Genomic DNA, 18,036 nt, shown 5'->3' with positions numbered 1-18,036 from the left:
AGATGAAAGAATACAATTTTTCGGCCATAGAAAGCAAATGGCAGAAATACTGGGACGAGCATAAGACCTTTGAGGCAAGCAATGACTTTTCAAAGAAGAAATTTTACGGACTTGTAGAGTTTCCTTATCCGTCAGGTCATGGAATGCATGTTGGACACATCAAGGCATATTCCGGTCTAGAAGTTGTAAGCCGTAAAAGACGTATGCAGGGCTATAATGTTCTTTTCCCTATAGGCTTTGACGCTTACGGTCTGCCTACAGAGAACACAGCTATTAAAACAGGTGTTCACCCAAGAAAAGTAACTGACGACAACATTAAGAAGTTCACGGGGCAGCTCAAAAGAGTAGGTTTTTCATTCGATTGGTCAAGAGTTATTGATACGACCGACGAAAACTACTATAAGTGGACACAGTGGATATTCCTTAAAATGTTTGAGAATGGTCTTGTATTCAGAGATAAGACCCTTGTAAATTATTGCCCAAGCTGTAAGGTCGTTCTTTCAAATGAGGACTCACAGGGCGGTCACTGCGATGTTTGCCACAGCGAGATAGTTCAGAAAACTAAAGAAGTATGGTATCTGAGGATCACAGAATACGCTGACAAGCTTCTTCAGGGACTTGAAGAAGTTGACTATCTGCCTAATATCAAACTCCAGCAGCAGAATTGGATAGGAAAATCAACAGGTGCATTTGTAAACTTCAAGATCAAAGAGCAGGACGAGCAGCTCAAGATCTACACTACACGTCCTGACACACTTTACGGCGTTACATTCATGGTAATCGCTCCTGAACATCCTATCATCCAGAAATACAGAAATAGTATTGCAAACATTGCTGATCTTGACGCTTATAAGACAGAGTGTGCAAAGAAGAGCGAATTTGAGAGAACTCAGCTCGTTAAGGATAAAACAGGCGTTAAGATAGACGGTCTGACAGCTATCAATCCTATCACAGGCAAAGAGATACCTATCTACATCTCAGACTATGTTATGATGGGATACGGCACAGGCGCTATCATGGCTGTGCCTGCTCACGATACAAGGGACTATGATTTTGCAAAGAAGTTCGGCATTGACATAATCGAAGTCATCAAGGGCGGCGACATTTCTAAGGAAGCCTACACAGGCGACGGCGAAATGGTCAACTCAGGTGAGCTTAACGGCATAACAAACAAGAAAGAAGCTATTGAAAAGATGCTTACTGTTCTTGAAAAACTGGGCTGCGGTGAAAAGGGCGTTCAGTATAAGATGAAAGACTGGGCTTTCAATCGTCAGAGATATTGGGGCGAGCCTATACCGATAGTACATTGCCCTCACTGCGGAATGGTCGCTGTGCCATATGATGAGCTTCCACTCAAGCTGCCACCAGTTGAAAACTTTGAACCGGGCACAGACGGCGAAAGTCCTCTGGCTAAGATAGACTCTTTCGTACACTGCAAATGTCCTAAGTGTGGCTGTGACGCAAAGAGAGAAACAGATACAATGCCACAGTGGGCTGGTTCTTCGTGGTACTTCCTGCGTTATTGCGATCCTAACAACAATGATGAGTTTGCTTCACAGGAAGCACTGAAATATTGGATGCCTGTTGATTGGTATAACGGTGGTATGGAGCACGTTACACGTCATATGATCTATTCACGTTTCTGGCACAAGTTCCTCTACGACCTCGGTCTTGTACCAACTTCAGAGCCTTATGCAAAGAGAACAGCTCAGGGTCTTATCCTTGGACCTGACGGTGAGAAGATGAGTAAGTCAAGAGGAAACGTTGTTGACCCTAACGATGTTGTTGACGAATACGGTGCAGATGTTCTCAGACTTTATGTTCTGTTCATGGGTGACTATGAAAAGGCAGCTCCATGGAGCGAGAGCAGTGTTAAGGGCTGTAAGAGATTTGTGGACAGAATTTGGGCTTTGCAGGATAAGGTAGTTGACAGCGACGAGTACAGCGACAAGCTGAGATCGCTCATGCACAAGACTATCAAGAAGGTATCCGATGATATTGAGTCAATGAAGTTCAATACTGCTATTGCCGCAATGATGACGCTTCTTAATGAGATATATAATGTTGGCTCTATCACAAAGAAAGAGTTCAGAGATCTTCTTATCATACTCAATCCTTTTGCACCTCATGTTACAGAAGAACTTTATCAGATGATCGGTTGCGAGGGAGTTCTTGACGAGCAGGAGTGGGTAACATATGATGAAGCACTCTGCAAGGACGATACTATCGAGATCGTTTGTCAGATAAACGGCAAGGTAAAATCTAAGCTCACAATACCTACAGACGCAGCTAAGGACGACGTTATTGCACTCGCTAAGGCTGACGAAGCTATCGTTAAGGCAACGGAAGGCAAAAATATAGTCAAGGAAATCTATGTTCCTAACAAGCTTGTAAATCTGGTTGTAAAGTAAGCGAAAATTTCCTCAGAAAAATCAAAAAAAGAGCCAGAAAGCTATTGACTTTTTGGTGGAAATATAGTATAATTAAATTTGTAATTATATCGGTTTTATAAATTCCGCAGATTAAAGACAGAGCGGTCCGAAAGAGTAGGACTGGGGGAACGTAAAGCGTTTCAGTTTGCTTTTGCAGACACCTTCACTATCACCGTTGATTTTCGGAAATTCCGATAGAATTGCCTCTGTCACAGGTGGCAAAGGGAGGGAATAATTTTGGCAGAAATCCGTGTTGGAAAGAACGAAACTTTGGATACAGCACTTAAGCGTTTCAAGAGATCATGTGCAAGAGACGGCGTTATCGCAGAGGTTCGTAAAAGAGAACACTACGAAAAGCCTTCGGTAAAGCGTAAGAAGAAGTCCGAAGCTGCTCGTAAGCGTAAATACTAATATGTAATTAAAGGCGGGCATTTTTATGTCCGCTTTTTATTTTATACAACAGGAGTTTTTTTATGTTCAAACCAACTTATGTTTTTGACAAGGTAGGAGAGATAACCCCCGATTTTCTTGATAAAAAGCATATCAAGGGGCTGCTCCTCGATCTTGATAATACGCTGACAACACATAACAATCCCGTTCCCCCGCAGTCGAGTCTTGATTGGCTTGCTAAGATGAAAGCGGCAGGGATAAAGCTTATGATCGTTTCAAACAATCATGCTCCAAGGGTAAAGCCTTTTGCAGAGCAGTTGGAGCTTGACTTTGTACCTGAAGGCAAAAAACCGCTGACCTTTGGATATACCAAAGCTATAGCTAAGCTGGGGCTTAATAAGAAAAATGTTGCGGCTGTGGGTGATCAGATATTCACTGACGTGCTTGGCTCAAATCTGAAAGGTATACGCTCCATATTCGTGTTCCCAATAGAGCCTGAAACGAGCTTGCCATTTCGATTTAAAAGAGCCTGTGAAAAGCCGTTTTTACCAAAGCTTAAATAGCATAAAACGAAAGGAATGATACTAATGTCGGCAAAATTCGGACCTGCGGGAAACAGCGAGGCTTTTTCCATTAAATATAAAACAACACTTCAAGCTCCGGGATATCTCGAAGCAATGGGGCTTGACCACTATGAATATCAGTGTGGCAGGGGAGTTAAGGTCTCCGATAAAATAGCTTTTGCCTTGAAAGATAAGGCTAAAGAGCATAATATCACGCTTTCGCTCCATGCACCGTATTTTATTTCGCTTTCAAGCCTTGAAGCTGAAAAGCGTGACAACAGCATAAATTATATTCTGCAATCCTGTGACGCTGCAAGCAGAATGGGTGCTGATAGAATAGTTATCCATTCAGGAAGCTGTGCGAAAATAAGCAGAGAGGACGCTTTGGAACTTGCTAAAGATACTCTCACAAGGGCAAGAAAAACAGCTGTTGAGCAGGGCTTTGAGCATATCGTTTTTTGCCCTGAAACTATGGGTAAGGTAAATCAGCTTGGTAACTTAACAGAAGTGCTGGAGCTTTGCAAGCTTGATGATACGTTCCTGCCGACAATAGATTTCGGACATCTCAACGCAAGAGAGTTCGGCTATATAAAAGGTAAGGCAGAGTATGAGAAAATGCTTGATGAAGTGGAAAATGCTATCGGTCACGACAGGCTGAAAATATTCCACAGCCATTTTTCTAAGATAATGTTTACAAATCCAGGCGGCGAGAAAAAGCACCTGACTTTTGACGATAATCAAGGCTTTGGACCTGACTATGAGCCGCTTATGGAGATAGTCGCAAAGAAAGATCTTTCACCTATATTCGTCTGTGAAAGTGCAGGCACTCAGGACAAAGACGCACTGACAATGAAGAATTATTATTTGTCGGTGAAATAAAGATAGGAGAGTATTGATATGAAAAAAATACTTGTTATACATGGTCCTAACCTTAATCTTCTGGGCGAGCGTGAGCCTGGAGTTTACGGTACAGATACATTCGAGAGCATAAACAACGAGATAATCGAGCATGCAATGAAATATGAGTTTCACTGCGACGTTTATCAGTCAAACCATGAGGGTGAAATAATCGACAAGCTTCACCTTGCTAGAAAAAATTATGACGGCGTTATACTTAACGCAGGCGCTTATACACACTATAGCTATGCTATCAGAGACGCCATCGCCGCAATAAAGATTCCTGTCGTTGAGGTACATTTGAGCAATATACACTCCCGTGACGAATTCAGACACACTTCTGTTATCGCACCTGTATGCGTGGGTCAGATAAGCGGGTTCGGAAAGTATTCATACTACATGGCTGTTGACGCTTTGTATTACAAATGGAAAAATGAAAGCGGTGCAGACAATGACTGATCTTGAAAAACTTTGTTCACGAGTAACAGAAGCGGCAGATTGTGCTGTTATCACTGACGATGTGAACAGAAGATATTTCACCGCAATGAAATCAAGTGCAGGAACACTAGTGGTTTTTCCAGAAAAAGCGTATTTTATCATAGATTTCAGATATATTGAAAAGGCAAAGAAAACTGTCACAGCTTGCGAGGTCATTTTGCAGGACAAGCTCTATGAGCAGATAAACAGTCTTATTGAAAAGCATGGTGCAAAAACAGTTTCTGTTAATGCCGATACCTGCACACTTTCCGAGCTTATCGCATATCAGCAAAAGCTTAATGCTGAGGTCATCGCGGACACAAAGCTTGCGGAAATAATAAGAGAGATCAGAACAATTAAATCCCAAGAGCAGATAGACAAGATAATCAAAGCACAGCGTATCGCTGAAAAGGGTTTTGCACATATGCTTGACTTTATCAAGGTCGGCAGAACTGAAAAAGAAATTCAGCTGGAGCTTGACTATTATATGCTTAAAAATGGTGCTGAAGCTCTGTCTTTTGACACTATTGCACTTTCAGGCTCTAATACTTCGCTTCCACATGGTGTACCATCTAACAAAAAAGTTGAGAGCGGTGAGTTCGTGCTTATGGATTTCGGAGCAACTTATGATGGCTGGCACAGCGATATGACTAGAACTGTATGCGTAGGCAAACCTAGTGACAAGATGAAGTCTGTATACGAAACTGTTCTTACTGCACAGCTTACAGCCCTTGACGCAGTAAAGGCAGGTATGTCAGGAAAAGCACTTGACAAAATAGCAAGGGATATCATAACTGAAGCAGGCTATGGAGATAATTTCGGCCATTCTCTCGGACATGGTGTGGGAGTTGAGATACATGAAAGCCCTTATGCTTCGCCTAGCAGGGAAGATATATTGCCTGAAAATTCGATCGTAACAGTAGAGCCAGGTATTTATCTTGAGGGCAAGTTTGGTGTAAGAATAGAAGATTTTGTTGTTGTTACAGAAAACGGCTGTATCAATATGACAAAAGCCCCTAAAGAGCTTATTTGCTTGTAATTTTTTTTGATTTTTTGGTAAAAAAGTTTTCAAAAGCTATTGCAATAAACAAATAAATATGGTAAAATAAATATAGAGGTATGCGGACATCTTGAACTGTGTACACATTAATTAAGAATGTTTATGGAGGTACTAAATAATGGTAACTGCTGGTGATTTCAGAAACGGCGTGACTTTTGAAGAGGACGGCAACGTAATGCAGATCGTTGAGTTTCAGCACGTTAAACCTGGTAAGGGTGCAGCGTTCGTCAGAGCAAAGGTTAGAAATGTAATTTCAGGTTCTGTTGTTGAAAAGACATACAATCCAACAGCTAAATTCCCAACAGCATATGTTGAGAGAAAGGATATGGAGTATTCTTACAATGACGGTGATCTTTATTATTTCATGGATCCAGAGAGCTATGAGCTTGTTCCAGTAAACAAGGCTGAGCTTTCAGATAACTTTAAGTTCGTAAAGGAAAACATGGTATGTAAGATCCTTTCTTACAAGGGTACAGTATTCGGCGTAGAGCCTCCATACTTTGTTGATCTTGAAGTAACAGAGACAGAGCCTGGTATCAAGGGCGATACAGCTACAAATGCTACAAAGCCTGCAACAGTTGAAACTGGTGCTGAGATCAGAGTTCCTCTGTTCATCAACACAGGCGACAGAATAAGAATCGATACTCGTACATGTGAGTACATGGAAAGAGCATAAGTTTTAGCCTTTACGGTTTTTTTAGAAACGGAGGGAATATTATGGAGCTGTCAAAGAAGGTTGCATATTTAAAGGGACTTATGGAAGGTCTTAAGATTGACGATTCCACAAACGAAGGAAAGATATTGACAATTATGGCTGATATTCTTGATGAGATGTCTGCTACAGTTGAAGATATTGCCGAAGAAGTTGACGAAACAGTTGAGCTTGTAGATACTCTTGACGAGGATCTCGGCGAGATAGAAGATCTAATTTATGGTGATGATGATGACGACGATTGTTGTTGCAACGATGATTGTTGTTGTGATGATGACGATGATGATGATGATGACGCTATGTACGAGTGTGTGTGCCCTAACTGTGGTGACACAATAATGCTTGGCGAGAACATTATCGCTGACGGTTCTGTTGACTGTCCAAACTGTGGAGAGAGCCTTGAGTTTGATTTCTCAGAAATTGAGGACGAGGACAACGAGGATTGATCTCATAAAAAGTGTTCAGCAAAATTTAATAATGTGTTTCAGGGGTGGTGAAATTCCACACCGGAGGTGATCGAATAGTATTCGTAAGTCCTCGACCGCAGAAATGCGCTGATTCGGTGAAAATCCGAAACCGACGGTAAAGTCCGGATGGAAGAAACGACAGATCAATAACGCATAAATTGCACCCTGATTTTATTTTCAGGGTGCTTTTGCTTTTGCTGCTGTTTCTCCCGATAATTTTATTATTTGGAGGAATTAAAATGACAAGTGATAACACTATGCCAAGAAATAAAACTTTTACAACAAGAAAAATGGTAACGGTGGCAATGCTCAGCGCCATAGCTACTGTAATATATTACCTTGATTTTCCTGTGCCACTTATGCCAGGATTTATCAAGCTTGACCTTTCAAATGTTATATCCCTGCTGGCAGGTTTCTCAATGGGACCTATTGCGGGCGTGATCGTTTGCCTTATCAAGAACGTTATCCAGTTGATTATAAAGGGACTAGGCACAACAATGGGTATCGGCAACATCTTTGACTTTGTAACAAGCGCAGCTTTTGTGCTGACGGCTTCTGTTATATACCACAAGAAAAAAACCAGAAAGAATGCTATCATAAGCTGTATCATTGGCACTTTGGTTTTCACAGTAATAAGCTTGCCGTTGAATTATTTTATCGTTTATCCTATATACTTTAAAGCATTCGGCGGAGAAGCTGCTATACTCGGTATGTACCAGCAGATAATGGGTAGCGTAAAGAATATTTTCTCTGCACTGTGTATTTTCAATCTGCCTTTTACTTTTGTGAAGGGTATTATTTGTGCATTGGTCACAATTCTTATTTATAAGCCTTTGTCGCCTATTCTTAAAGGCAAAGACTAAAACAAAATTAATGCTGAACACAAAAAAGCCTTGGCAGGCACATTCCTGTCAAGGCTTTGATATTTATTATTTAACTGCTTCAAGAAGATTATTGATCTTGTCTGTCTTTTCCCAAGCTACATCAAGATCCTCACGTCCCATATGACCATAAGCTGCAAGCTGCTTGTACTGTGGCTTTCTAAGGTCAAGGCTCTTGATTATTGCAGCAGGGCGAAGGTCAAATACCTTTTCTACAGCTGCCTCTATCTTTTCATCAGAAACCTTTCCTGTGCCGTATGTGTCGACCATGATTGAAACAGGGTGAGCAACACCGATAGCATACGCAAGCTCAACCTCGCACTTCTTGGCAAGACCTGCTGCAACGATATTCTTTGCAACGTATCTTGCAGCATATGTTGCGCTTCTGTCAACCTTTGTAGGATCTTTTCCAGAGAAAGCACCACCACCGTGACGAGCATATCCACCGTATGTGTCAACAATTATCTTTCTTCCTGTCAGACCACTGTCGCCCTGAGGACCGCCGACTACAAATCTTCCTGTTGGGTTTACAAAATAAGTAGTGTTCTCATCAAGAAGTTCAGCAGGGATAACTGTCTTTATAACGTTCTCGATAATATCTTCTCTTATCTGCTCCAGTGTTACAGCGTCATCATGCTGTGAAGAAACTACAACTGCGTCAACTCTTGTTGGCTTGCCATCATCATATTCAACTGTTACCTGAGTTTTTCCGTCCGGTCTGAGATATGGCAAAGTGCCGTTCTTTCTAACTTCTGTAAGTTTAAGAGCAAGCTTGTGAGCAAGTGATATAGGCATTGGCATAAGTTCAGGTGTTTCGTCGCAAGCAAAACCGAACATGATACCCTGATCGCCTGCACCTGTATCGAATGCGTTTTCAGCTCTGCCTTCGAGAGCGTTGTCAACACCCATTGCAATATCAGGCGACTGCTTGTCTATAGTTGTGAGAACTGAACAGGTGTGTCCGTCAAAACCATACTTGGCTCTGTCATAGCCTATACCGACAACTGTATCTCTAACGATCTGTGGTATGTCGATTATAGCCTTTGTTGTTATCTCGCCCATGCACATTACTACACCTGTTGTAGTGACCGTTTCGCAGGCAACTCTTGACATAGGATCCTGCTCCAGCAGAGCGTCAAGTATAGCGTCAGAGATCTGATCGCATATTTTGTCAGGATGTCCCTCAGTAACCGACTCAGATGTAAATAAATACTTTGACATAAAAATACCTCTTTTCTGAATATTTGTTAATCTAAAAACAGCCACAAAAAAAGCGCTTCATTCCGAAACGCTTGAAATTACTCAATTTCCTCATCTTTCGGAAATAACCGCAGGATTTAGCACCTTAACTAACGCTAGGTTGCTGGGCTTCACAGGACCTGTTTCCTCCACCACTCTTGATAAGGCTATTTAATTTTAACAAAATATATTATACACCATATATCGACTATTGTCAACCGTTTTACACATAATTATAGATTATTTTAATGTTTCGTAATAAATCAGCAAATGCTAATAAAAGCATTGACTTACTAGGACAAGTTCGTTATAATATACAAAGAGGTGAGTTTTTTTGAAAAATGACAATTCAAATATAAAAACATTGTTTCTGACCTTTCTTAAGATAGGCGTTTTTACCTTTGGCGGAGGATATGCAATGATAGCCTTGCTTGAAACAGAATTTTGTGTGCGCAAAAATTGGCTTGATAAAAAAGAATTTCTCGATATGACAGCTATATCAGAGTCCACCCCCGGACCAACTGCTGTAAACAGTGCTACATATATCGGCTACAAAATAGGCGGTGTGCTGGGTGCTATTGCGGCAACTGTCGGTGTGTGCATACCGTCGTTTTTTATAATCTACATAATATCACTTTTCTTTGACAAATTTCTGTCTTTAAAAGTAGTCTACGCTGGATTCCGTGGCATTCAGGTGGGCGTAATATATCTCATACTTACTGCAGGACTAAGAATGTTGAAAGCACTTGATAACACATTGCTTGACAAAATTATAATTCTTGGAGTTTTCATAATGATGATACTTTTCACACTTTTTTCTGTGAAGTTTTCATCTGTATTTTATATTATCATAAGTGGCGCTGTGGGCATTGCCGTGTATCTGATTAAAACCCTCAGAAAGGGAAGTACAATAAAATGATATATCTCAAACTTTTTCTCATTTTTCTTGAAATAGGCGCAGTGTCATTCGGTGGAGGATATGGAATGATATCCATTATCCGTGAAAAAGTTCTTACCTTTGGCTGGCTCAGTGAGGACGAATTTGTGAACTTTATTGCCGTATCTGAGTCCACCCCTGGACCACTTGCAGTGAACATGGCGACCTTCGTAGGCTCATCGCAGGCAGGCTTCGCAGGCGGATTGATAGCCACCCTTGGCGTTGTGTTGCCTTCGTTCGTGATAATATTTATCATAGCTTCGATCATGAAGGATTTGCTGAAATACTCAGGGGTAAAAGCAATGCTTTCAGGCATTCGTCCTTGCGTTGTTGCTATGATACTCGCCACTGGCATTACAATGGCTTTATCTTCACTGCTAAATATCACCACCATAAATTCAAAGCCTGCTTTTGACTATAAAGCGTTGATAATATTCCTGCTCATAGCCTTGGCAGATGTGCTTATTTTGAAACTGAAGAAATTCAAGCTTTCACCGATCACAATTATCGTAAGCTCCGCCTTTCTCGGCATAATATTCTATTAAAAAAAAGCTGTAACACCGCAAAGTGCTACAGCTTTTAATATTTGTGATATGAAAATTAACCCAGAAACTTTTTAAGTCTCTCGTCAACAGCCTTAAGGAAGTCCACTGTATTTACTTTCTTCTTATTTTCAAGTGTAGAAAGCAGATAAAGATCACCTGTCATAACACCGTCTTCAATAGTTTCGATAGTTGCCTTTTCAAGACAATCAGCAAAGTTCATAAGCTCAGGCAGGTTATCGAGTTCGCCTCTTTTTCTCAGAGCGCCTGTCCATGCGAACAGTGTGGCAACTGAGTTTGTAGAGGTTTCTTCGCCCTTGAGGTGCCTGTAATAGTGTCTCTGAACAGTGCCATGTGCAGCTTCGTACTCATAAATTCCGTCAGGTGAAACAAGGACAGAAGTCATCATAGCCAGTGAGCCATACGCTGTAGCTACCATGTCAGACATTACGTCACCGTCATAGTTCTTGCAGGCCCAGATATAACCGCCATTTGAGCGAATAACTCTTGCAACAGCGTCGTCGATAAGAGTATAGAAATACTCGATACCAGCCGCTTCAAATTTAGCCTTGTACTCGTTATCGTATATCTCCTGAAAAATATCCTTGAATGTGTGGTCATACTTCTTTGAAATAGTATCCTTTGTAGCAAACCAAACATCCTGCTTCTTATCAAGTGCAAAATTAAAGCAAGCTCTTGCGAATGAAGCGATAGAAGTTGACTTGTTGTGCTGACCCTGAATGATTCCGTCGCACTCAAAGTTGTAAATTGTTTCTCTAGTTTCCTTGCCGTCCTTGTCAGTGCAAACAAGCTCTGCCTTTGAGCCAGCAGGGCACTTCATTTCAACGTTCTTATAAACGTCGCCGTATGCGTGACGAGCGATAGTGATAGGCTTTGTCCATGTAGGAATGTAAGGAGTGATACCCTTAACAAGGATAGGAGTTCTGAAAACAGTTCCGTCAAGGATAGCTCTGATAGTGCCGTTAGGGGATTTCCACATTTCCTTGAGGTTGTATTCAGGCATTCTCGCAGCGTTAGGTGTGATAGTTGCACACTTAACAGCAACGCCGTATTTCTTTGTAGCATTTGCAGAATCAACAGTTACCTGATCGTCGGTCTCATTTCTATGAACAAGACCAAGATCATAGTATTCTGTTTTAAGGTCAATATATGGAGTAAGAAGAATATCCTTTATATCCTGCCAGATAATTCTGGTCATTTCGTCGCCGTCCATTTCAACGAGCGGTGTTTTCATCTGAATTTTTGCCATTGGTAAGACCTCCTATAAAGTAATAATGGAATATCCGTTGTTTTTAGCTATCGCAGATATCTTTTTGTAAACGTCAAGACTTGCAATAATAAGCTCATAGCTGTCGCTGTCAATATCTATCATACATATGCAAGCACCTTTGAGAGTGCTGTCCTTTGTGCCGAAAAGTTTCGAGAAAATCCCATAGGGACCTCCATATCAGACTTTATTATTTTGAGAGCTGTTCTCTTGTGTAGTCAAGCAGACCACCTGCAAGGATAATATCCTTTGTTCTGCCTGTAAGCTCGCAGAGAACTGGTATCTCAACACCTGTTGTCTTATTCACAACAGTAAGCTTAGACATATCAGCCTCAACGTCTGCACGAACGTCAGCAAGAACGATCTCATCGCCCTGATTTATCTTGTCATAGTCAGCTTCATTTACAAATGTGAGCGGAAGGATACCTGCGTTGATAAGATTAGCTCTGTGTATTCTTGCAAAGCTCTTAACAAGAACAGCCTTTATGCCAAGATAGAGAGGAGCAAGTGCTGCGTGCTCTCTTGATGAGCCCTGACCATAGTTTGATCCGCCAACGATTATTGACTTGCCCATGTTCTTTGCACGTCTTGGGAAGTCCTCATCACATACTGTAAAGCAATGCTGTGATATAGCAGGGATATTTGAACGCAATGGAAGTATCTTCGCACCGGCAGGCATGATGTGGTCGGTTGTGATGTTGTCACCCACCTTAAGTGATACCTGACAATCAATGCTGTCATCAAGCGGTGAAGTCTGTGGGAAAGGCTTGATATTTGGTCCTCTAAGAACCTCAACGCTGTCCATATCAGCCTCGTCAGCTGGCGGAACAACCATATTGTCGTTTATCTTGAAATGTTCAGGAAGCTTGAACTCAGGCATATCTCCAAGTGTTCTTGGGTCAGTGAGGTAGCCTGTGAGAGCTGAAACAGCAGCCATTTCAGGTGATACCAGATAGATCTGACCATCCTTTGTGCCTGAACGTCCCTCGAAGTTTCTGTTGAATGTTCTAAGTGAAACACCCTTTGAGTTAGGTGACTGACCCATACCGATACATGGGCCGCAAGCGGATTCAAGTATTCTTGCGCCTGCTGCTATCATATCAGCAAGTGCGCCGTTCTCAGCGATCATGTTAAGTACCTGCTTTGAGCCTGGAGCGATCGCAAGTGAAACGCTAGGGTCAACTGTCTTGCCCTTAAGAATGTGAGCTACTTTCATCATGTCAACATAAGAAGAGTTTGTGCATGAGCCGATACAAACCTGATCTATCTTAAGCTTTCCGATCTCATTTACGCTCTTAACGTTGTCAGGAGAATGAGGACAGGCAGCCAGTGGTATGAGCTGTGAAAGATCGATGTCTATCTGTTCGTCATAAACAGCGTCATCATCAGCCTTTAGTTCGCTCCATACGTCAGCTCTGTCCTGAGCCTTCAGAAATGCAAGTGTTGTTTCGTCAGAAGGGAAGATAGATGTAGTTGCACCAAGCTCAGCACCCATATTTGTGATAGTTGCTCTCTCAGGGACTGTAAGTGTCTTTACGCCCTCGCCGCAGTATTCTATAACTTTGCCTACGCCGCCCTTTACAGACATTCTTCTTAGAACTTCAAGGATAACGTCCTTAGCTGATACCCATGGAGAAAGCTTGCCTGTGAGATTTACCTTTACTATCTTAGGATATGTGATGTAATAAGCTCCACCACCCATTGCAACTGCAACATCAAGTCCACCTGCACCTATAGCGATCATTCCGATACCACCGCCTGTTGGAGTGTGGCTGTCAGAGCCTATAAGGGTCTTACCTGGTATACCGAAACGCTCAAGATGTACCTGATGACAGATACCGTTTCCGGGACGTGAAAAATAAATGCCGTGCTTCTTGCAGACAGAACCGATAAATCTGTGGTCGTCGGCATTCTCAAAGCCTGACTGAAGCGTGTTGTGGTCGATATAAGCTACAGACTTTTCCGTTCTGACACGAGGAACGCCCATTGCCTCATATTCAAGATAAGCCATTGTACCTGTTGCGTCCTGAGTAAGTGTCTGGTCGATACGGATACCGATCTCCTGACCCTTAACAAATTCGCCGTCAACAAGATGTGCTTTAAGTATTTTTTCTGTTAAAGTAAGTCCCATTGTAACAACAATCCTTTCAAAAATAACTGATATTAATATTTTATAACAAATTGCGATTTTTGTCAAGGTAAATATAAACATTTGCTTGATTTTATAGCGTTTTAGTGCATATTTTTGCATGGTATACGTCAATTTACTGTATAAATTTTCATTTCTTACGATATCCTTACTTGACACGGCAAAGCGTATATTATATAATAGTTGTGTTATCAGAGAAAACAAGGCGGTGAAAAGCATGAAAGCAAAAACTGTTTTGATATTATTATCGGCGGTGATACTATGTCTGACAGGCTGTACAGAGTCACAAAAGCCCACAACAGTTGTGGATAATTCCTCTGCCGTGACTACGTCATCAAGTGCTGACAGCGACAGCACAAATTCCTACTATGACAGCACGCCTATATCTCAGGCTTATCTCTCAGGCAATACAGCAAATCTTGATGATAAACAGCTTGAAATATACAACAAAGCCGTTTCAGCCATTGAAAAACTTATTACCCTTGACATGAACGATTACGAAAAAGAGCTTGCGGTACATGATTATATAGTCGGCTGTTCAAGCTATGACGAAGCACATCTCAATGCGCTTGGTATTGGCCTGCCAAACTCTGATAATCCATATGGCTGTCTTATAAACGGAAAAGCAATATGCTCAGGCTATTCCACAACGTTTCAGCTTTTTATGGATATGCTGGAAATACCCTGCAAGACCATATACGCCACAGATTTTGAGGGCGACGATCACTCATGGAACATAGTTCAAATAGGAGAAAGCTGGTATTATGTTGATGCCTGCTGGGACGACCCTATCCCTGACTTTACGGATAGACCAGTAAGGCACAAGTATTTTAACGTCTCAAAAGAATACATGAAAACAAAACACGTCTGGGACGATACAGAGCTTCCTGATACAGATAGTACAAAGTTCAGCTATATTACGCAGACAGTTACGCATATAAACTCAGTAAATGAGATAGAGAGTCTTATGGAAAAGGCTTTGGATAATATGCAGGACAGCGTGGCGGTAACGTCAGATATGAGCGATTTTCAATTCAGTGAAACTGACCAGATAGACACGAACTTCAATGAGGAAAATATCAAAGGGCTTAGCAAAGTTTTTGACAGCTTCTGCGAAAAGCATACAGATCATCAAGTATACTGTCAACGCGTTAAAAACGGAAATGATATAGTTTTGGTGATGTACATGAGAAAATTCAGATAGGAGAGAGCAATGAAATTCAGACCTTGCATAGATATCCATAACGGTAATGTAAAACAGATAGTGGGCGGAAGCCTTTCTGACAAAAATAATTATGCTGTGGATAACTTCGTTTCAGAATATGACGGAGCTTATTATGGCAAGCTTTATAAGTCATACGGACTGACGGGGGGACATATTATTATACTGAACCCTGTCGGCAGCGAATTTTACAACGCAGACCTCGAACAAGCCTACAGTGCATTATCCGCATTTGAGGGCGGATTGCAGATAGGCGGCGGAATAAATGATGAAAACGCCGCACAATTTCTTGAAAAGGGCGCAAGTCACGTTATCGTGACGAGCTTTGTTTTCAAAAACGGTGTTGTTAATTTCGATAATCTGAACAGACTGGTGAAGTCCGTTGGCAAAAGCAGACTTGTTCTTGACCTTTCCTGCCGCAAAAGGGACGGGAAGTATTACGTTGTGACCGACCGTTGGCAGAAATTCACCGATATTGAAATGAACAGCCAGACCTTAGAAATGTTCTCAAAATATTGTGATGAATTTCTTATCCATGCTGTTGACACAGAGGGCAAAGCAAAGGGCATTGAGCCGCAGATAGCAAAGATAATGGGAGAATACTGCACCATTCCATCGACCTATGCCGGAGGAATTTCATCATTTGAGGATCTCGATAACCTGAAAGAACTTGGAAAAGGGAAGATAGACTTCACTATTGGCTCTGCCCTTGACATTTTTGGTGGAAATATGAACTTTGAAAAAGTCGCTGCCTACGGCAAATAGTCCTGCCTTATGCAATAAACACAATATTCAAGGCAGTTTTGCGTATATTTTGGCACAAAAAGATTTGCAATTTTAGCGGAAATATGTTATAATATTATGATACTAATTCAGAAAGGACGAATTTTTATGTCTAAGATCCGAGTTGCCGTTATTTTCGGCGGAAAATCAAACGAGCACGACGTATCTGTTGTTTCTGCAACTCACGTTATAAAGAGTATACCAAAGGACAAATATGATGTTATTTGTATCGGAATAACAAAAAAAGGTCACTGGATGAAATATATAGGAGATGTTGACGATATTGCGTCAAACAAATGGGAACAGCACCCTGATAATGTTCCATGCGTTCTCAGCCCTGACCCTCTTCACAAGGGCTTTATCGCTCTTGGCGAAAACGGCGAATATCAGAATGTAAAAGTTGACGTTATTTTCCCAGTCCTTCACGGAAAGAACGGTGAAGACGGCACTATTCAGGGACTTTTTCAGCTTGCTGAGATACCATTTGTAGGCTGTGACTGCATATCCTCTGCAAACTGCATGGATAAGGGACTTACACACACTGTTCTTGACGCAAACGGCATAAAGACAGCAAAGTGGGTAGGCATTATAACCTCAGAGCTTTCACATCTTGACAAAAAGTGTGACGAAATGGAAAGCAAGCTTGGCTATCCAATGTTTGTCAAGCCTGCAAACTGCGGTTCTTCTGTGGGCGTTTCAAAAGCTAAAAACAGAGACGAGCTTAAAGCTGCTATCAAGCTTGCATTTGCTCATGACAGCAAGGTCATTGTAGAAGAAACTATAGTTGGTATGGAGTGCGAGTGTGCGGTAATGGGCAATGACGAGCCTTTTGCATCAACTGTCGGTGAAGTATGCTCCGCAAATGACGAGTTTTACGATTTTGACGCAAAATATAATGACGCCGCTTCCAAAACGCTTATCCCTGCAAGAATGAGCGAGGAAAGCATTGAAGAAATAAGAAAGACGGCTGTCAAGGCATACAGAGCAATGGGCTGCAGCGGACTTTCAAGAGTAGACTTCTTCCTTATGAAAGACGGCACTGTTATTCTTAACGAGATAAATACTCTCCCAGGTCACACGCCTATAAGTATGTATCCACAGCTTATGCAGTACGAGGGAATGACCCCTGCACAGCAGGAAGATAAGCTTATCAAGCTGGCACTTGATAAGGCGGAGGTTGATTATGAATAACGCCGCCATTGGAGTTTTCGACTCAGGAGTTGGCGGGCTTACCTGTGTGAAAGAGCTTATAAAGCTTCTGCCAAATGAAAATATCGTTTATCTTGGCGACACGGCAAGAGTGCCATACGGCTCAAAAAGCAGAGAGACTATAATGAGCTATGCCAGACAGGATATAGAGTTTCTTAAACAGCATAACGTTAAAATGATACTCGTTGCTTGCGGTACAGTTTCTTCTGTATTGCCTGCAATGGATATAAAGTCAGATATCTCCATAAGCGGAGTTGTTGAGCCTGCTGTAAAGGCTGCCTGCTCTGCTACAAAGAATAACAGGATAGGCGTTATAGCCACAAGTGCGACCATAAAGAGCGGCATTTACGGCAAAGCTATAAGAAGCATTAACCCTAACATCAAGGTGGTCGGCAAGGCTTGTCCTATGTTCGTGCCACTGGTAGAGAATGGCTATACTGCCCCTGATTGTGTGCCTGCAAGGTATATCGCACAGGAGTATCTTGAAATAATGAAAAAAGAAGACGTTGATACGCTTATTCTCGGCTGTACTCACTATCCACACCTCACTGAACTAATTTCAGATATAATGGGCGAGGGCGTAACACTTGTTTCATCAGGTGCGGAGCTTGCGAAATATGCACTCAACTCCCTTTCATACAGCGATGATACGGCTGAAAGAGAAGAGCGTGAGAGCCTTGAGCTTTACTGTACCGACAGCGTTGAGCTGTTTTCTGAGAATGTTGAACGCTTTCTCGGAAACAATATCAATGCACAAATATCAAAATGCAGCCTAAAGCTGTAAACTG

At 41.8% G+C, this 18,036-nt stretch carries 18 protein-coding genes and 2 riboswitches; of the genes, 15 read left to right on the top strand and 3 right to left on the bottom strand.

Annotated elements, in window-relative coordinates; translation table 11 throughout:
* Positions 1-2: 2 nt before the first annotated feature.
* The 9 genes from leuS to AB5123_RS05985 all read left to right on the top strand — a co-directional run bounded on the left by leuS (position 3) and on the right by AB5123_RS05985 (position 7,861).
* The gene (gene leuS / locus AB5123_RS06025) at positions 3-2,411 is read left to right on the top strand and encodes a leucine--tRNA ligase (protein ID WP_022286884.1); all 2,409 of its coding nucleotides are present in this window, start codon (positions 3-5) and stop codon (positions 2,409-2,411) included.
* Between the two features lie 258 nt (positions 2,412-2,669).
* Complete coding sequence (gene rpsU, locus AB5123_RS06020) at positions 2,670-2,843, top strand: 30S ribosomal protein S21 (protein WP_002847085.1); 174 nt, start codon at positions 2,670-2,672, stop codon at positions 2,841-2,843.
* 38 nt (positions 2,844-2,881) lie between these two features.
* Positions 2,882-3,385, top strand: a complete 504-nt coding sequence (locus tag AB5123_RS06015) for a YqeG family HAD IIIA-type phosphatase (RefSeq protein ID WP_278945935.1) — start codon at positions 2,882-2,884, stop codon at positions 3,383-3,385.
* A gap of 24 nt (positions 3,386-3,409) precedes the next feature.
* Entirely contained in the window at positions 3,410-4,264 is an 855-nt protein-coding gene (locus AB5123_RS06010; protein WP_117958194.1) for a TIM barrel protein, read from the top strand.
* Positions 4,265-4,282: 18 nt separating this feature from the next.
* On the top strand, positions 4,283-4,741 hold the full coding sequence (gene aroQ, locus AB5123_RS06005) for a type II 3-dehydroquinate dehydratase (protein WP_022286887.1): 459 nt from the start codon (positions 4,283-4,285) through the stop codon (positions 4,739-4,741).
* On the top strand, positions 4,734-5,798 hold the full coding sequence (locus AB5123_RS06000; protein ID WP_337811922.1) for an aminopeptidase P family protein: 1,065 nt from the start codon (positions 4,734-4,736) through the stop codon (positions 5,796-5,798). Before aroQ ends, AB5123_RS06000 begins: the two co-directional genes overlap by 8 nt.
* Positions 5,799-5,937: 139 nt before the next feature.
* A complete protein-coding gene (efp, locus tag AB5123_RS05995; RefSeq protein ID WP_022286889.1) occupies positions 5,938-6,495 on the top strand; it encodes an elongation factor P in 558 nt (185 codons plus the stop codon).
* 41 nt (positions 6,496-6,536) lie between these two features.
* Positions 6,537-6,977, top strand: a complete 441-nt coding sequence (locus tag AB5123_RS05990; RefSeq protein ID WP_117923657.1) for a CD1247 N-terminal domain-containing protein — start codon at positions 6,537-6,539, stop codon at positions 6,975-6,977.
* A gap of 30 nt (positions 6,978-7,007) precedes the next feature.
* A riboswitch (FMN riboswitch) is annotated at positions 7,008-7,140 on the top strand.
* Between the two features lie 97 nt (positions 7,141-7,237).
* Entirely contained in the window at positions 7,238-7,861 is a 624-nt protein-coding gene (locus tag AB5123_RS05985; RefSeq protein ID WP_022286891.1) for an ECF transporter S component, read from the top strand.
* Between the two features lie 66 nt (positions 7,862-7,927).
* On the opposite strand, the gene metK is transcribed toward AB5123_RS05985, so the two are convergent.
* Positions 7,928-9,100 carry a methionine adenosyltransferase gene (gene metK / locus AB5123_RS05980; protein ID WP_302845739.1) on the bottom strand — a complete coding sequence of 391 codons (1,173 nt, stop codon included), beginning with the start codon at positions 9,098-9,100 and terminating at the stop codon, positions 7,928-7,930.
* A gap of 87 nt (positions 9,101-9,187) precedes the next feature.
* Positions 9,188-9,286: riboswitch (SAM riboswitch) on the bottom strand.
* Positions 9,287-9,452: 166 nt separating this feature from the next.
* On the opposite strand from metK, the gene AB5123_RS05975 reads away from it, so the two are divergent.
* Positions 9,453-10,037, top strand: a complete 585-nt coding sequence (locus AB5123_RS05975; protein ID WP_337811921.1) for a chromate transporter — start codon at positions 9,453-9,455, stop codon at positions 10,035-10,037.
* The gene (locus AB5123_RS05970; protein ID WP_117923653.1) at positions 10,034-10,600 is read left to right on the top strand and encodes a chromate transporter; all 567 of its coding nucleotides are present in this window, start codon (positions 10,034-10,036) and stop codon (positions 10,598-10,600) included. The genes AB5123_RS05975 and AB5123_RS05970 overlap by 4 nt, the downstream gene beginning before the upstream one ends.
* 55 nt (positions 10,601-10,655) lie before the next feature.
* Here the strand turns inward: AB5123_RS05970 and AB5123_RS05965 are convergent, their stop codons facing one another.
* Entirely contained in the window at positions 10,656-11,867 is a 1,212-nt protein-coding gene (locus tag AB5123_RS05965) for an NADP-dependent isocitrate dehydrogenase (RefSeq protein WP_117923651.1), read from the bottom strand.
* Positions 11,868-12,075: 208 nt separating this feature from the next.
* Positions 12,076-14,016: an aconitate hydratase gene (locus AB5123_RS05960; protein WP_117891981.1), complete on the bottom strand. Its 1,941-nt coding sequence runs from the start codon at positions 14,014-14,016 to the stop codon at positions 12,076-12,078.
* Positions 14,017-14,251: 235 nt separating this feature from the next.
* Here AB5123_RS05960 and AB5123_RS05955 point away from each other — a divergent pair, with 235 nt between their 5' ends.
* The 4 genes from AB5123_RS05955 to murI all read left to right on the top strand — a co-directional run bounded on the left by AB5123_RS05955 (position 14,252) and on the right by murI (position 18,032).
* Positions 14,252-15,238 (top strand): transglutaminase domain-containing protein, encoded by a 987-nt coding sequence (locus AB5123_RS05955; protein ID WP_368364612.1) that lies wholly within the window; start codon positions 14,252-14,254, stop codon positions 15,236-15,238.
* Positions 15,239-15,247: 9 nt separating this feature from the next.
* Positions 15,248-16,021, top strand: coding sequence for a phosphoribosylformimino-5-aminoimidazole carboxamide ribotide isomerase (gene hisA / locus AB5123_RS05950; RefSeq protein WP_347503850.1), 774 nt, complete (start codon positions 15,248-15,250; stop codon positions 16,019-16,021).
* Positions 16,022-16,147: 126 nt separating this feature from the next.
* Complete coding sequence (locus AB5123_RS05945) at positions 16,148-17,230, top strand: D-alanine--D-alanine ligase family protein (protein WP_117863808.1); 1,083 nt, start codon at positions 16,148-16,150, stop codon at positions 17,228-17,230.
* Positions 17,223-18,032: a glutamate racemase gene (gene murI, locus AB5123_RS05940; RefSeq protein ID WP_022286900.1), complete on the top strand. Its 810-nt coding sequence runs from the start codon at positions 17,223-17,225 to the stop codon at positions 18,030-18,032. Before AB5123_RS05945 ends, murI begins: the two co-directional genes overlap by 8 nt.
* Positions 18,033-18,036 lie beyond the last annotated feature (4 nt).

Source organism: Ruminococcus sp. RTP21204st1_B2_RTP21204_210225, assembly GCF_040914135.1.
GTDB classification, from domain to species: domain Bacteria; phylum Bacillota; class Clostridia; order Oscillospirales; family Ruminococcaceae; genus Hominimerdicola; species Hominimerdicola aceti.
Note: the sequence above shows the minus strand (reverse complement) of the source record. Positions and strands in the feature narration are given on the sequence as shown.

What these genes read in the sequence shown, in the direction of transcription:
- leuS (WP_022286884.1), top strand. Translation starts at nt 3, where the DNA reads ATGAAAGAATACAATTTTTCGGCCATAGAAAGCAAATGGCAGAAATAC.
- AB5123_RS06010 (WP_117958194.1), top strand. Translation starts at nt 3,410, where the DNA reads ATGTCGGCAAAATTCGGACCTGCGGGAAACAGCGAGGCTTTTTCCATT.
- aroQ (WP_022286887.1), top strand. Translation starts at nt 4,283, where the DNA reads ATGAAAAAAATACTTGTTATACATGGTCCTAACCTTAATCTTCTGGGC.
- AB5123_RS06000 (WP_337811922.1), top strand. Translation starts at nt 4,734, where the DNA reads ATGACTGATCTTGAAAAACTTTGTTCACGAGTAACAGAAGCGGCAGAT.
- efp (WP_022286889.1), top strand. Translation starts at nt 5,938, where the DNA reads ATGGTAACTGCTGGTGATTTCAGAAACGGCGTGACTTTTGAAGAGGAC.
- AB5123_RS05990 (WP_117923657.1), top strand. Translation starts at nt 6,537, where the DNA reads ATGGAGCTGTCAAAGAAGGTTGCATATTTAAAGGGACTTATGGAAGGT.
- AB5123_RS05985 (WP_022286891.1), top strand. Translation starts at nt 7,238, where the DNA reads ATGACAAGTGATAACACTATGCCAAGAAATAAAACTTTTACAACAAGA.
- metK (WP_302845739.1), bottom strand. Translation starts at nt 9,100, where the DNA reads ATGTCAAAGTATTTATTTACATCTGAGTCGGTTACTGAGGGACATCCT.
- AB5123_RS05970 (WP_117923653.1), top strand. Translation starts at nt 10,034, where the DNA reads ATGATATATCTCAAACTTTTTCTCATTTTTCTTGAAATAGGCGCAGTG.
- AB5123_RS05965 (WP_117923651.1), bottom strand. Translation starts at nt 11,867, where the DNA reads ATGGCAAAAATTCAGATGAAAACACCGCTCGTTGAAATGGACGGCGAC.
- AB5123_RS05960 (WP_117891981.1), bottom strand. Translation starts at nt 14,016, where the DNA reads ATGGGACTTACTTTAACAGAAAAAATACTTAAAGCACATCTTGTTGAC.
- AB5123_RS05955 (WP_368364612.1), top strand. Translation starts at nt 14,252, where the DNA reads ATGAAAGCAAAAACTGTTTTGATATTATTATCGGCGGTGATACTATGT.
- hisA (WP_347503850.1), top strand. Translation starts at nt 15,248, where the DNA reads ATGAAATTCAGACCTTGCATAGATATCCATAACGGTAATGTAAAACAG.
- AB5123_RS05945 (WP_117863808.1), top strand. Translation starts at nt 16,148, where the DNA reads ATGTCTAAGATCCGAGTTGCCGTTATTTTCGGCGGAAAATCAAACGAG.
- murI (WP_022286900.1), top strand. Translation starts at nt 17,223, where the DNA reads ATGAATAACGCCGCCATTGGAGTTTTCGACTCAGGAGTTGGCGGGCTT.